The 14964-nt window shown below is 74.4% G+C and carries 10 protein-coding genes; 8 read left to right on the top strand and 2 right to left on the bottom strand.

The features are described from left to right. Window positions 1-2 precede the first annotated feature (2 nt). Window positions 3-452 (bottom strand): cell division protein SepF, encoded by a 450-nt coding sequence (gene sepF, locus ABZ385_RS28465; protein ID WP_358586875.1) that lies wholly within the window; start codon window positions 450-452, stop codon window positions 3-5. Window positions 453-740: 288 nt separating this feature from the next. Here sepF and ABZ385_RS28460 point away from each other — a divergent pair, with 288 nt between their 5' ends. The 7 genes from ABZ385_RS28460 (at window position 741) to ABZ385_RS28430 (ending at window position 10201) form a co-directional block, all read left to right on the top strand. Beyond that, entirely contained in the window at window positions 741-2060 is a 1320-nt protein-coding gene (locus ABZ385_RS28460) for a DUF5685 family protein (RefSeq protein WP_358913718.1), read from the top strand. Between the two features lie 432 nt (window positions 2061-2492). Then, window positions 2493-4340, top strand: coding sequence for an FAD/NAD(P)-binding protein (locus ABZ385_RS28455; RefSeq protein ID WP_358913717.1), 1848 nt, complete (start codon window positions 2493-2495; stop codon window positions 4338-4340). 80 nt (window positions 4341-4420) lie between these two features. Then, window positions 4421-5509 carry an LLM class flavin-dependent oxidoreductase gene (locus tag ABZ385_RS28450; protein ID WP_358913716.1) on the top strand — a complete coding sequence of 363 codons (1089 nt, stop codon included), beginning with the start codon at window positions 4421-4423 and terminating at the stop codon, window positions 5507-5509. After that, window positions 5506-6798 (top strand): NtaA/DmoA family FMN-dependent monooxygenase, encoded by a 1293-nt coding sequence (locus ABZ385_RS28445; protein WP_358913715.1) that lies wholly within the window; start codon window positions 5506-5508, stop codon window positions 6796-6798. Before ABZ385_RS28450 ends, ABZ385_RS28445 begins: the two co-directional genes overlap by 4 nt. A gap of 5 nt (window positions 6799-6803) precedes the next feature. After that, on the top strand, window positions 6804-7625 hold the full coding sequence (locus tag ABZ385_RS28440; RefSeq protein ID WP_358913714.1) for a DUF1684 domain-containing protein: 822 nt from the start codon (window positions 6804-6806) through the stop codon (window positions 7623-7625). Between the two features lie 297 nt (window positions 7626-7922). Continuing rightward, window positions 7923-8774: a S1 family peptidase gene (locus ABZ385_RS28435; RefSeq protein WP_358913734.1), complete on the top strand. Its 852-nt coding sequence runs from the start codon at window positions 7923-7925 to the stop codon at window positions 8772-8774. A gap of 344 nt (window positions 8775-9118) precedes the next feature. Continuing rightward, a complete protein-coding gene (locus ABZ385_RS28430; RefSeq protein ID WP_358588166.1) occupies window positions 9119-10201 on the top strand; it encodes a S1 family peptidase in 1083 nt (360 codons plus the stop codon). 54 nt (window positions 10202-10255) lie between these two features. On the opposite strand, the gene ABZ385_RS28425 is transcribed toward ABZ385_RS28430, so the two are convergent. After that, complete coding sequence (locus ABZ385_RS28425; RefSeq protein ID WP_358700584.1) at window positions 10256-11296, bottom strand: DUF3533 domain-containing protein; 1041 nt, start codon at window positions 11294-11296, stop codon at window positions 10256-10258. A gap of 173 nt (window positions 11297-11469) precedes the next feature. Here ABZ385_RS28425 and ABZ385_RS28420 point away from each other — a divergent pair, with 173 nt between their 5' ends. Further along, window positions 11470-14928: a DNA polymerase III subunit alpha gene (locus ABZ385_RS28420; protein ID WP_358913713.1), complete on the top strand. Its 3459-nt coding sequence runs from the start codon at window positions 11470-11472 to the stop codon at window positions 14926-14928. Window positions 14929-14964 lie beyond the last annotated feature (36 nt).

Genomic DNA, 14964 nt, shown 5'->3' with positions numbered 1-14964 from the left:
CCCTAGCTCTGGTTGAAGAAGCCGTCCGAGGGACGGCCCGCGGCCTCGCCGCTGACGATGTGCGTGTCGGCCGGGGTGAGCAGGAAGACCCGCGTCGCCACGCGCTCGATCGAACCGCGCAGGCCGAAGGTGAGACCGGCCGCGAAATCGACCACGCGCTTGGCGTCGGTGGGCTCCATGGCCGTGAGGTTCATGATGACCGGGACACCGTCCCGGAAGAGCTCGCCGATGGCGCGCGCGTCCCGGAAGCTGTCCGGGGTCACGGTGCCGATCCGGCGCCCGTCGTCCTCGGCCGTCTCGGGCGCCACCCGCCCCCGCGGGTCGGTGACCCATGCCTCCGGCTGTGCCGGCCCCTCGTCCCTGTCGTCCTCATAACCGTCGTCGTAGTATCGCTCGTCGTTGTTGTCGTCGACGAGGCCAAGCCAAGCGCTCGCCTTGCGCACCGATCCCATGGACGCCTCCTCTCACAGCGGTTTCCCTGCATCCGCGTCCCTATGCTCGTCCATGATGCGGATAGTGCGCCAAGTGGATAGTCGCCGCGCGGGCTTTTCGTGACGGTACTGGTGCAGAGTCAACACGCCGACGCACGTGGTGGTTCAAGGGGCCCCTTGCGTACGGATGCTGACGGAGAGTGAAATGTGATGATTCACGGCGTATGGGTGACGGCGGGTACGGACGGGTGAACGGCCCTCGCTACGATGCCGGGGTTCATCAGTTTCGGGCCGCTCGGGGGAGTCGCCGTGTTCGGAATCGTCAGGCCCTGCAGTCATCGTCTCGGCGAGAAACTCGCCACCCAGTGGACGGCGCACCTGTGCGGGCTCTGCCTCGCGCTGCGCGGTGACCACGGGCAGTTCGCCCGCGTCGTCACCAACTACGACGGGCTCATCATCTCGGTGCTGACGGAGGCTCAGGCCGAGCGCACCGCGGCCGGCCGGCGCACGGCGGGGCCCTGCCCGCTGCGCGGGATGCGGACCGCCTCCGTCGCGCGGGGCGAGGGCGCCCGGCTGGCGGCCGCCGTCTCGCTGGTGCTCGCCTCGGCCAAGGTCCGCGACCATGTCGTCGACGGCGACGGTCTGCTGGCGCGCCGGCCGGTGGCGCTCGCCGCCCGGCGCGTGGCCAGGAGCTGGGACAAGGCGGGCGCGCGGACCGGCTCCGCGGTGGGCTTCGACACCGCCGTCCTGGTGGACGCCGTCGAACGGCAGGCGGGCGTCGAGGCCTTGGCGGGCCCCGGCACCTCCCTGCTCGCGGTCACCGAACCGACCGAGACCGCGACCGCGGCGGCCTTCGCGCACACCGCGGTGCTCGCGGGCCGGCCGGGCAACGTCGAGCCCCTCGCCGAGGCGGGCCGGCTCTTCGGCCGGCTCGCGCACCTGCTCGACGCGGTGGAGGACCGGGAGGCTGACGCCGCGTCGGGTGCCTGGAACCCCCTCGCCGCGACGGGCACGTCCCTCACCGAGGCGCGCCGCCTCGCCGACGACGCGCTGCACGGCATACGCCTGGCGCTGCGGGAGGTGCGCTTCACCGACGGCGGACTCGCGCATGTGCTGCTCGCCCACGAGCTGCGCCGGTCGGTGGACCGTGCGTTCGGCGCCGCGTCCTGCGGACACGCCCACGAGGTGACGAATCATCAGGGCGGCGCGTTCGGGGCGCCGGGCGGGGCGTTCGGCGGGTCCCCGCACCAGCCTCCGCCGCAGCAGGGCGGGCCGTACGGGGGGCCGTACGGCGGACCCTATGGAGGTCCTCAGGGAGGCGGCGGCAATCCGTACGGGGGCGGCGGCCCGTACGGGGGTGGCGGCGGCCCGTACGGAGGTGGCGGGCCGGGCGGGCCGGGCGGCTTCGGGGGCGGGCCCGCGTTCGAGCCGCAGCCGCCGAAGCCGGGCAGGCGCGGCTTCTGGGCGGGGTGCGCCGTCGCCATCGGACTGTGCTGCACCTGCAAGATGTGCTGCGCCGAGGAGTACGAGGGCCCCTGGTCCCGCAAGAAGCGGGAGGGCTGCTGCCAGAACTGCGACTGCGACTGCGGTTGCTGCGAGTGCTGTCAGTGCTGCGACTGCGGCCTGTGAGCAGCGGCCCGAAGCGGACGTACGAGGGGAGGGGGGACCGCCGCTCGCGCCCGGGAGGGGTGAGCGGCGGGACATGCGGGGCGCGCGTGTGAAGGCGGCGGTGCGAGGCCGACGGCGCGCGGGGCGCGGCGTCGGGGGAGGGCGCAGCGGGCCGAAGGCTCGGCTCAGGAGGGCGTCAACAAGACGCGGACCACACGCGACCGAAGTCGATGTGGGAGCGCGTGACCAGCCACTGCTGCGAATGCATGGGGCTAAGTGGAACAGGCATCCGTTTCCCCGTCAACTGCCGTGAGACGCACCGCTCATATCCTGGACAGCCTTGACAGGGCACGCGAGAGGCCCCGTAATCTCGACGGCGGACCGTGCTGAGGGGCTCGGTCCGTGTGAAGGCACCACCCGTGTTCGATCCCCCGCATCCACGGAGCCTTCCGCATGCCTCGCGACCCCCTCACCCCTTCCGGCCCTCCGCCGACCTCCGGTGCTCTCCCGCCCTGCGGCACCGTCACCTCTGCGGCCGCTCCCGCTCCCGCTCCCGCCCGTGCCTCGCTGGTGATCGTCGGCGCCGGGCCGCGCGGCACCGGCGTCCTGGAGCGCCTCGCGGCCAACGCGCCCGAGCTGTACGGCGGTCCCGGCCTTGACCTGCACCTCGTGGACCCGCATCCGCCCGGCGGGGGCCGCGTCTGGCGGCAGGACCAGTCGCCGCTCCTGTGGATGAACTCGCGGGCCGATGACGTCACGATGTTCACGGACGACACGGTGGAGATCGCCGGACCGGTCCTGCCGGGACCCGCGCTGGACGAGTGGACGGGCCGCGCGGGGCACACCTTCGTCGGCCGCCGCGAGCAGGGCGGCTATCTGCGCTGGGTGTACGAGAAGGCCGTCGCCGCCCTGCCGCCCGGCACCGCCGTCCACCACCACCGGCGCAGGGCGCTACGGGTCACCGGGCCGCCCGACGGGCGCCAGGAGGTGTGGCTGGAGGGCGTCGCCGAGCCGCTCGCCGCCGACGCGGTCGTCCTCGCCCAGGGTCACCTGGACGCCGAACCGGACGACGAGCAGCGGGAGTTGGTCCAGTACGCGGCGCGGAACGGGCTCGTGTACCTGCCGCCCCAGTTCACCGCCGACAGCGATCTGTCGCCGCTCGCCCCGGGCGAGCCCGTCATCGTGCGCGGCCTCGGCCTCGCCTTCGTGGACCTGATGGTGCTCCTCACCGAGGGCCGGGGCGGCCGGCACGAAGGGGAGCGGTACCTGCCCTCGGGGCGCGAGCCCGTGCTGTACGTCGGCTCCCGGCGCGGCGTCCCCTACCACTCCAAGATCGGCTACGACTGGACGGGGGAACCGCCGCCGCTGCCCCGCTACTTGGGCCCCGCCGAGATCGACGCACTCCTCGCCGGGCCGCGGCCGCCCGACTTCCGCCGTGACGTGTGGCCGCTCATCGGCAAAGAACTCGGCTTCGCCCACTACCACCGCCTCTTCACCGCCCACCCCGAGCGCACCGCCGTCGCCTGGACGGACTTCGACGAGAAGTACGGGGCCTGCCCGCCCGGCAGCCCGGAGCTGGCCGCCCTCGTCGCCTCCGCCGTGCCCGACCCCGCCGACCGGCTCGACCTCGCCGCCCTCGACCGGCCGCTCGCCGGGGTGCGCCCCACCTCGTACGAGGAACTCCAGGAGGGCGTGCGCGCTCACATCGCCGCCGACCTGGCGCGCCGGCACGATCCGGGGCACAGCCCCGACCTCGCCGTCTTCCTCGCACTTCTGTCCGCCTACGGACAACTGGTGCGCCTCGGTGACGTGGGGCCGTGGTGGCACGGCTTCTTCAGCTTCCTCGCGTCCGGGCCGCCCGGGCCGCGGCTGCGGCACCTGCTCGCCCTCTCGCGCGCCGGTGTCGTGCGCTTCCTCGGCGCCGACGTCCGGGTGAGCGCCGAGGACGGCGTGTTCCGCGCCCGCAGCCCCACCCTGCCCGGCCAGGTCACCGAGGCCCGCGCCCTCGTCGAGGCCCGCCTGCCCCGCCCCACGCTCGCCCGCACCCGGGACCCGCTGCTGCGCGCCCTGCACGCCGAAGGGGCCGCCCCGACCCCGGCGGGGCTGCTCGCCGTGGACCCCGCCGACGGGCGCGTCCTGGACCGCGCGGGCGCCGCACACCCCCGCCGCTTCGCGCTCGGCCCGCACACCGACGCGCGCGGCGCCGGCGCCTTCACCCGGCCGCGCACCAACAGCCCCTCCTTCCGGCAGAACGACGCCACCGCGCGTGCCGTCCTCGACGTCCTGGGAGCCGCGCGGTGACCACGTGGCCCCGCCTTCCCCGCCGAACTTCCCCTTTGACCCCCCCTTATGACTCGCCCCAGCGAAAGGCCCCCCACCCGATGACCCCATCCCCTGGTGCCCCCTGCCGCGGCGCCCTCCACCTCGCCGCCGCCATCGACCTGCCGGGCGTCCACGAAGCCGCCCCCTACGCCGAGTTGGCGCTGCTGGCCGAGCGCGGCGCCCTGGACTTCGTGACGCTCGGCGACTCCTTCGCGCGGCCCGGCCCGGACGCGCTCGCCGTGGCCGCCCGGATCGCGCCCGCCACCGGCCGCGTCGGGCTCGTGCCGACCGTCACGACCACGCACACCGAGCCGTTCCACGTGCAGGCCGCCGTGGCCACCCTCGACTGGGTCAGCCGGGGGCGGGCCGGCTGGCTCCTCGGCGTGTCGGAGACCGAGGCCGAGGCGCGGCTCTTCGGGCGGCGCCGCGCCGCGCCCCGCGAGGAGCTGTGGCGCGAGGCCGGCGAGGTCGCCGAGGCCGCCGCGCTGCTCTGGGACAGCTGGGAGGACGACGCGGAGATACGGGACGCGGCGAGCGGCCGCTTCATCGACCGGGACAAACTGCACCACGTCGACTTCACGGGCCGCACCTTCTCGGTGCGGGGCCCCTCCATCGTGCCGCGGCCGCCCCAGGGCCACCCCGTACGGGTCGTCGACGCCACCGTGCCGGCCGCCCGCGAGATCGCCGCCCGGCACGCGGACGTCGCCCTGGTGCGGGCCGCCTCCGCCCGCCGGGCCGACGCCGCGCGGGCCGAACTGCGGGCGCTGGCCGCCCGTTCCGGCCGCGACCCCGACACGCTGCGGGTGCTCGCCGCCCTCGTCGTCGACCTCGGCGGGGGCGAGTGCGCCGCCGAACCGGGCCACGGGGGAGGGCCGCTGCCCACCGCCGAGGGGCCGGTGTACCGGGGCGGGCCCGTCGACCTGGCCGAGCTGATCGCCGACTGGCACCGCGCGGGCGCCGTCGACGGCTTCCACCTGACGCCGGTGGAGCCGCGCCGCGACCTGGAGCGGCTCGTCAACGGAACCGTCGCCCTGCTCCAGCACCGCGGCCTGTTCCGCACCTTCTACCCGGGCAGCACCCTCCGGGAGCACCTGGGGCTCCCCCGGCCCGCCAACCGCCACGCCGTGCCCGCGGGGGAGCGGTCGTGAGCAGGCCGGTCCATCTCGCCGCCCACTTCCCCGGCGTCAACAGCACCACCGTCTGGTCCGACCCGGCGTCCGGCTCCCACATCGACTTCTCGTCCTTCGAGCGGCTGGCCCGCACCGCCGAGCGCGGCCTGTTCGACTTCTTCTTCCTCGCCGAAGGGCTGCGCCCGCGCGAGCACAAGGGCCGCATCCACGACCTGGACGTCGTCGGAAGACCCGAGTCGCTCACCGTCCTGGCCGCCCTCGCCGCCGTCACCGAGCGGCTCGGCCTCGCCGCCACCGTCAACGCGACCTTCAACGAACCCTTCGAACTGGCCCGCCGGTTCGCCGCCCTGGACCACCTCAGCGCGGGCCGCGCCGCCTGGAACATCGTCACCACCTCGGACGCCTTCACCGGCGCGAACTTCCGGCGCGGCGGCTACCTGGACCGGGCGGACCGCTACACCCGGGCCGCGGAGTTCCTCGCGACGGCCAGGCAGCTGTGGGACTCCTGGACGCCCGAGGGCAGGGCGCGGCCCTTCGCGCACCACGGGGAGCACTTCGATGTGGAGGGCGAGTTCACCGCACCGCGCTCCCCGCAGGGGCACCCCGTCGTCATCCAGGCGGGGGACTCGCCCGAGGGCAGGGAGTTCGCCGCCTCGGCCGCCGACGTGGTCTTCACCCGGCACGGCACCCCGGAGGCCGGACGCGCCTTCTACGCCGATGTGAAGGGGCGCCTCGCGGCGTACGGGCGGTCCCCCGACGACCTGAAGATCATGCCCGGCGTCACCTTCGTCCTCGGGGACACCGCGGCCGAGGCGCAGGAGAAGGCCGCCGGGATCCGCCGCCGGCAGGTCTCCCCGCAGAACGCGATCCTCGCCCTCGAACAGGTCTGGGGCGTGGACCTCTCCTCGTACGACCCGGACGGGCCGTTGCCGGCCTTCGACCCGGACCCCTCGTCCGAGCTGGCCCAGGGCCGGGTGCGGATCGCCGACCCGCTCGCGGTGGCCCGCAAGTGGCGGGCCCTGTCCGAGGCCAAGGGGCTGTCCATCCGGCAGACCGTCATCGAGACCACCGCCCGCCAGTCGTTCATCGGCACCGCCCGCTCGGTCGCGCGGGAGATGGCGGAGTTCGTGCGCGTCGGCGCCGCCGACGGCTTCATCCTCGTCCCGCACCTCACGCCCGGCGGCCTCGACGACTTCGTCGACCAGGTGGTGCCCCTGCTCCAGGAACGCGGCGCGCACCGCACGGAATACCGGGGCGCGACGCTGCGCTCCCACCTCGGGCTGCGCGAGCCCGTATGGAAGGGTTGACCCTCATGACCAACGAGCACCCCGAGCACGCCCCGAGCGCCCCGGACCCCGACGCCGCGGAGGACTGGCGGCGCTGGCACGAACAGCGCGCCGAGACGGTCGCGGCCCCCTACGGGCCGCTCTCGCTCACCGGCACGCACTGGCTCGCGGACCATCCGGACGGTTCAATTCTGGACATCCCCGGGCGGTGGACCGGGACGGCCGACGCGGTCGTCCTGAGCGCCGGGGCCGGGGACGGTCTGACCGTCGACGGCCGCCCCCTGACCGGCGAGGTCCGGCTGGGCGCGGACAGCGGCCCGGCCACCGCCCGTGTCGCCCACGGCGAACGCCGGCTCGTCGTCATCCGGCGCGAGGGCCTGTGGGCGGTGCGCGTCTTCGACCCGCACGCCGCCACGCGCCGCGCCTTCCAGGGCATCGACGCCACCGCCCACGACGCGCGCTGGGCCGTGCCGGGGCGCTTCACGCCGTACGGGGAGAACCGCACCGTCAAGGTCGGCAACGCGGACGGCAAGGAGCGGGGCCTCGGCCTCGACGGGGAGCTGGCCTTCCGGCTCGGGGAGGCCGAGCACACGCTCCAGGTGAGCGTCGAGGCGGACGGCTCGCTCTGGGCCGTCTTCGCGGACGCCACCAGCGGCACGTCCAGCTACCGCTTCCGGTTCCTGCGGCCCGCCGCGCCCGACGCGAAGGGGCGCACCACGGTCGACTTCAACCGGGCGCTGCTGCCGCCGTGCGCCTTCGCCGACCACTTCGTCTGCCCCTTCCCGCCGCCGGGCAACACCCTGGCGACGGAGATCGCGGCGGGGGAGCGGAACGTCCTGGAGCGCTGAACCCCGGCTCCGGGAAGAGGGCTGGGCCGGCTCCGGGAAACCCCGGACCGGCCCTTGGGGGCGGCGGTCCGGCGGCCGGTCGGACGGCTGAAAGGCGCCCTTGTGCGGCTGGTCCTCGCCCCTCAATACTCCCGAGCAGCGCTTGTCAGGAGCACGGCGTATGCGGAACCCGGGTCTGCTCCATGGCTGCGCCTCACGGGTCCTCAACCCACAAGGACCCACTGACTTCCCTCGGGAGGGAACAACGTGAGGATCAAGCGCACCATCCCCCACACCGGCCTGGTGAGACGTACCCGCCTGCTCGCGACGGCCACCGCTCTGCTCGCCGCCGGCGCGCTCTCCGTACCCGCGGCGAGCGCGCAGGACGGCATGGCCACCTTCAGCGCCTCGCAGCTCGAACAGGCCAGCGACGCGGTGCTCGGCGCCGACGTCGCGGGCACCGCCTGGGGCATCGACCCCAAGACCAAGCAGGTCGTGGTCACCGCCGACAGCACGGTGTCCAAGGCGGAGATCGCCAAGCTCAAGGCGGCCGCCGGGTCCAACGCCGGCGCCCTGAAGATCGAGCGCACCCCGGGCAAGTTCCAGAAGTACATCTCCGGCGGCGACGCCATCTACGCCGACAGCTGGCGCTGTTCGCTCGGCTTCAACGTCCGCAACGGCACCACCTACTACTTCCTGACCGCGGGGCACTGCACCGACGGCGCGGGCACGTGGTGGGCCGACTCGGCGAAGACCACCGTGCTCGGCACCACGTACGGCTCCAGCTTCCCGACCAACGACTACGGGATCGTGCGCTACACCAACACCTCGATCACCAAGTCCGGCACCGTGGGCAGTCAGGACATCACGACCGCCGCCGATCCCACGGTCGGCCAGACCGTCACCCGCCGCGGTTCCACCACCGGTACGCACAGCGGCCGGGTCACCGCGCTGAACCAGACCGTGAACTACGGCGGCGGCGACATCGTCTACGGCATGATCAAGACCACGGTCTGCGCCGAGCCCGGCGACAGCGGCGGCCCGCTGTACGCCGGCTCCACGGCGCTCGGTCTGACCTCCGGTGGCAGCGGCAACTGCTCGTCCGGCGGCACGACCTTCTTCCAGCCGGTCACCGAGGCGCTGCGCGCGTACAACGTGAGCGTGTACTGAGCACCAGCGGCCACGGCACCGGTCGTACCGGCAGCACGACGAGCCCCCACCCGGCCACCGGGTGGGGGCTCGTCCCCGTCGCGGACGCGGTGTTCGCGCCGGGGACGGCGTGGGGGAGCGGAAGGGCGCACTGCCGCTTTCGCGTGCGCGTCCTGAAGTGGACCTTGTGTGCGACCGCGCGGCGTCGGGACAGTGGACGAGGCGATGGGCATGGACGCGGTCATCACCGCGTGACAACGCCGCTGTTCGGGCATGCCTCCATCTGTGCCGCGTACGCCTCACGACCCCTCAGGCCCCCACGCCGAGCGGGTCGTTCTCCCCCCACACACAGAAGGTCGTGAGCCTTGAACCACCGACGCACACCCAAGCGGCGGACCGCCGTGGCAGGCGCGGGCATCGCCGCGCTGATCGCCGCGGGAGCCACCTTCCAGAGTGCGAACGCGAGCGAGAGGCCGCCCGAGCCGGCACCGCACATCCTCTCGGCGGCGCAGGCCGGAAAGCTCGCCTCGGCCCTGAGCAAGGACCTGGGCCCGGCCGCGGCCGGCACGTACTACGACGCCGCGTCCCGCACGCTCGTCGTGAACGTGCTGGACGAGCGCGCGGCGGACACCGTCGAAGCGGCGGGCGGCAGGGCCGGAATCGTCGGGAACTCCCTGGCTGAGCTGGCGGGCGCCCGCGCCGTGCTCGACCGCGAGGCGGCCGTCCCCGGCACCTCGTGGGCGATGGACCCGGCCGCCAACAAGGTCGTGCTCACGGCGGACCGCACGGTCAGGGGCGCCGCGCTCGACAAGGTCGCCTCGGTCGTGAAGGGCCTCGGCGGCAAGGCCGAACTCCGGCGCGGCAAGGGCGAGTACAAGGTGTTCATCGCCGGCGGCGACGCGATCTGGGGCGGTAGCTCGCGCTGCTCGCTCGGCTTCAACGTCGTCAAGGGCGGTGAGCCCTACTTCCTGACGGCGGGCCACTGCGGCAACGCGGTCAAGAGCTGGTCCGCCACCGAGGGCGGCCAGGAGATCGCCGATACGCGGGAGTCGAGCTTCCCGGGCGACGACCACGCCCTCGTGAAGTACACGGCCGACATCCCGCACCCGAGCGAGGTGAACCTCTACGACGGCGGCGCCCAGGCGATCACCAGGGCGGGCGAGGCCACCGTCGGGCAGCAGGTGCGGCGCAGCGGCAGCACCACGCAGGTCCACGACGGCGAGGTCACCGCCTTGAACGCCACGGTGAACTACCAGGAGGGCCGGGTCGACGGCCTGATCCGGACGACGGTGTGCGCCGAGCCCGGCGACAGCGGCGGCCCCCTCTTCGCCGGGGACACCGCGCTGGGTCTCACCTCGGGCGGCAGCGGCGACTGCTCCTCGGGAGGCGAGACCTTCTTCCAGCCGGTGCCGGAGGCGCTGAGCGCCTACGGCGCTCGGATCGGCTGAGTCCGCCGGACGCCATGAGCCCCGCCCCCGCCCGCGAGCGACGGGGGGCGGGGCTCACGTCCTGCCGTAGTGCGTGCCGCTGAGGTCGATCGAGCCGTTGACCGGCCGCCCGCGCCGGGCCGACAGGGCGAGGGTGACGACGACGCCGACGAGCGCCCAGGCGGCCAGGATCAGGAGCGGCCCGGTGATCGCGTTCCCCTCGAAGTAGGCGATGGAGCGCGCCACCCAGGTGCCGGCGCCCGGCGGCAGCCAGGGCCCGATCGCCTTCCAGAAGGGCGGCAGCATCGGCAGCGGGAAGGCGCCGCCCGCGCTCGGGTTGCCCCCGATGACGATGATGAGGACGGCCAGGCCGATGCCCATGATGCCGGTGAGCGCCTGGAGGGCGAGCGTGATCGCGCCGACCCCGAAGACGACCAGGGCGCCCAGGCCCCACAGGCCCATGATGCTGCCGGGCAGGGCCCCGAGGATCGGCCCGATGATGACCGCGCCGCCGAGGCCGCCGATGATCGAGTAGAGCGCCATGGTGGCGAGCCTGATGGTCGCGCGCGGCACGTTGGCGGCGCGGGAGCCCGCGCTGATCGCGAGGATCGACGCGCACAGATAGCCGCCGACGCACCAGCCGACGATCAGGTAGAAGGACGAGAGGCCGTTGAAGTCCTGGTCCGACGCGGCGGCCACGTCCACGGTCTTCACCGTGCGCTTCTCGGCCGCGTCCACCTCCGTGAGGAGGGAGGTCAGGGTCCTGGAGAGCGCCGTGCCACCGCCGGAGGCGACCAGGAGGGTGTCGGTCGTGCCGCGCGGGTCCACGAGCAGGGCGCCGTCGATGTCGCGGCGCGCGATCTGGTGGCGGGCCTCGGCCTCGTCCGCGAGGACGCGGGGGTCCAGCGGTTCGCCGGGCAGCTTCTCCAGCCGGTCGGCGGTCTGCTGGGCCGCCTCCTTGGGGGCGACCACCCCGAAGGCCACGTCCTTGGGCCTCGGGTCGTGCAGCGCGCCCACGTAGGAGGCGATGAACAGCAGCTGCAGGGCGAGTACGCCGAGGACGAGCAGGGCTGCTCGCGGCGTGACGGCGCTCTTCATTTCGTCGGCGAACCTCATGCCCCCACGCTCCAGGGCACCGGTCGTCCGCGCAGGTGGGAGGGGCCGGACGGGTGACGCGGCGGTGCCGTGGGGTGGGCCCCGCACGCATGTCGTACAAGCGTTCGAAACTTGGTCTATGGTGGAGGTGGGGGATACGGGATCGGATCGGTTGAGGGTGACAGGAGGTGCGTGTGCCCGGGTTCACGCATCTGCACACCGCCTCCGGGTTCTCCCTGCGGTACGGCGCCTCGCACCCGGAGCGGCTGGCCGAGCGCGCCGCCGACCGGGGCATGGACGCCCTCGCGCTCACCGACCGGGACACCCTCGCGGGCACCGTCCGGTTCGCCAAGGCCTGCGCGAAGGCCGGCGTGCGGCCGCTGTTCGGCACCGAGCTGGCGGTGGGGGAGCCCGCCCCGGCCAGGGGCGAGCGGCGCCGGACCCCTGTGCGCGGCGGTGCCTTCATCGACGAGTCGACCCCGCGCGTGACCTACCTCGCCCGGGACGGCGCCACCGGCTGGGCCACGCTCTGCCGCCTGGTCAGCGCCGCGCACCGGGACGCCGCCGCCGAGGGGCGGCCCGTCCTGCCGTGGGAGGAGAACCACGGCGAGGGCCTGACCGTGCTGCTCGGCCCCGCCTCCGACGTGGGCCGCGCGCTCGCCGCCGGCCGCCCCGACCGCGCCGCCCGGCTCCTCGCGCCCTGGCGCGAGCGGTACGGCGACGACCTGCGCCTGGAGACGGTCTGGCACGGACGCGAGGGCACGGGCCCCGGCTCCCTCCGGCTGGCCGCGCGCACCCTCGGCCTCGCCGCCGAACAAGGCGTACGACCCGTCCTGAGCAACGCCGTGCGCTACGCCGACCCCGGTCAGGGCCCCGTCGCCGACGTCCTGGACGCCGCCCGCCGCCTCGTCCCGGTGGACCCGGCCAAGGGACTCGACGGCGGCGAACGCTGGCTGAAGGACGCGGACGCCATGCTGCGCGTCGCCGAACGGGTCGTGGAGGCCGCCGGGTTCCGCCGCGACACCGCCCACCGGCTGATCGACCAGACCCGGGCGGCCGCCGCCGCGTGCCTGGTCGACCCCGAGGACGACCTCGGCATCGGCTCCGTCCGCTTCCCCGAACCGCGTCTGGTCGGCGCCGGGCGGCGCACCGCGCAGCGCGTCCTCGCCTCCCGGGCGGCGGCGGGCATGGTGCTGCGCGGCTACGACTCCCGGCGCGCCTACTGGGAGCGGATGCACCGCGAGCTGGACATCATCGCCCACCACGGCTTCGCCTCCTACTTCCTCACCGTCGCCCAGGTCGTCGACGACGTACGCGGGCTGGGGATACGGGTCGCCGCGCGCGGCTCCGGCGCCGGCTCCCTCGTCAACCACCTCATCGGCATCGCGCACGCCGACCCCGTCGAACACGGGCTGCTCATGGAGCGGTTCCTGTCCAAGCGGCGCTACGTGCTGCCCGACATCGACATCGACGTCGAGTCGGCCCGCCGCCTGGAGGTCTACCGCGCGATCATCGGCCGCTTCGGCGCCGAGCGGGTCGCCACGGTCGCCATGCCCGAGACCTACCGCGTACGGCACGCCGTACGCGACGTGGGGGCGGCCCTGTCCATGGACCCGGCCGAGATCGACAAGCTCGCCAAGGCCTTCCCGCACATCCGCGCCCGCGACGCCCGCTCCGCGCTGGCGGAACTGCCGGAACTGCGCGCGGTGGCGAAGGAGCTGGGCGGCCGTGACCGGCTGTGGGAGCTGGTCGAGGCGCTGGACGCGCTGCCGCGCGGCGTCGCCATGCACCCGTGCGGGGTGCTGCTCTCCGACGCCTCGCTGCTCGCCCGCACGCCCGTCGTGCCCACCAGCGGCGAGGGCCTGCCCATGTCGCAGTTCGACAAGGACGACGTGGAGGACCTCGGCCTGCTCAAGCTCGACGTGCTCGGCGTGCGGATGCAGTCGGCGATGGCGCACGCGGTGACGGAGGTCGAGCGGGCCACGGGGGAGCGGGTCGACCTGGACGCGGTGCCGCCGGGCGACCCGGCGACGTATCGGCTCATCAAGTCCACCGAGACGCTCGGCTGCTTCCAGATCGAGTCGCCGGGCCAGCGCGACCTGGTCGGGCGGTTGCAGCCCTCGACCTTCCACGACCTGGTGGTGGACATCTCCCTGTTCCGTCCGGGCCCGGTCGCGGCCGACATGGTGCGCCCCTTCATCGAGGCCAGGCACGGCCGCGCGCCCGTGCGCTATCCGCATCCGGACCTGACCGAGCCGCTGCGGGAGACCTACGGCGTCGTCGTCTTCCACGAGCAGATCATCCAGATCGTGGACATCATGACCGGTTGCGGGCGCGACGAGGCGGACCAGGTGCGGCGCGGGCTCTCCGACCCCGAGTCGCAGGGGCGCATCCGCCTGTGGTTCGCGCGGCACGCGGCGGCCAAGGGGTACGACGCCCCGACGATCGCCCGCGCCTGGGAGATCGTCGAGGCCTTCGGTTCGTACGGCTTCTGCAAGGCGCACGCCGTGGCCTTCGCCGTGCCGACGTACCAGTCGGCGTGGCTGAAGGCCCATCACCCGGCCGCGTTCTACGCCGGGTTGCTCACCCATGACCCCGGGATGTACCCGAAGCGGCTGCTGCTCGCGGACGCGCGGCGGCGCGGGGTGCCGATCCTGCCGGTGGACGTGAACCGGTCCGCGGTCGCCCACCGTATCGAACTGGTGTCCGAGCCCCGGCGGATGTGGGGCCTGCGCCTCGCCCTCTGCGACGTGCACGGCATCAGCGAGGCCGAGGCGGCGCGCATCGCGGACGGGCGGCCCTACGCCTCCCTCGTCGACTTCTGGGAGCGGGCCCGCCCCTCCAAGCCGGTCGCCCAGCGGCTCGCGCAGGTCGGCGCGCTCGACGCGTTCGGCGCCAACCGCCGCGACCTGCAACTGCACCTCGCCGAGCTGCGGCGGGGCGCCCGGGGCGCGGCCGGCGCCCAACTGCCCCTGTCCGGCGGGCGCGAGACGGCGCCCGCGGGCCTGCCCGACCTCGACGAGGCGGAGCGGCTCAGCGCCGAACTGGGCGTCCTCGGCATGGACTCCTCGCGCCATCTCATGGGCGACCACGCCGCCTTCCTCGCGGAACTGGGCGTGCTCAGCGCCCGGCGGCTGCGGGAGGCCGAACACGGCGCGACCGTCCTGGTCGCGGGCGCCAAGGCGGCCACCCAGACCCCGCCGATCCGCTCCGGCAGGCGGGTCATCTTCACCACCCTGGACGACGGCACGGGCCTGGTCGACCTCGCCTTCTTCGACGACGCGCACGAGCGGTGCGCGCACACCGTCTTCCACTCCTGGCTGCTGCTGGTGCGCGGTGTGGTGCAGCGCCGCGGACCGCGCAGCCTCAGCGTGGTCGGCGCGGCGGCGTGGAACCTCGCGGAACTGGTGGAGGTGCGTCAGGAGGGCGGCCTCGACGCGGTGGCGCTGCGGCTGGCGGAACCGGAGCCGACGCCCGAGCCCGACCCCGCATCCGAGCAGGGGCCGGGACCGGGGCCGGGGCCGGGCGGGCGGCGCGTCCGCATGTCCACCGGGTACGAGATGCACCCCTGGGCGGATCTCCGTCCGGCGGGCGAGGGGGCGGCGGGCGGCACCAGGAAGTTCTGGCACCGGAGTCCGGGGAGCGCGGGATGAACGGCGAGACGAACGGTGAGATGAGCAGGGGGGCGA

Origin of the sequence: Streptomyces sp. NPDC005898 (genome assembly GCF_040629635.1) — a bacterium.
In the GTDB taxonomy this organism is placed as follows: domain Bacteria; phylum Actinomycetota; class Actinomycetes; order Streptomycetales; family Streptomycetaceae; genus Streptomyces.
This window is presented reverse-complemented; position numbering and strand designations above follow the sequence as displayed.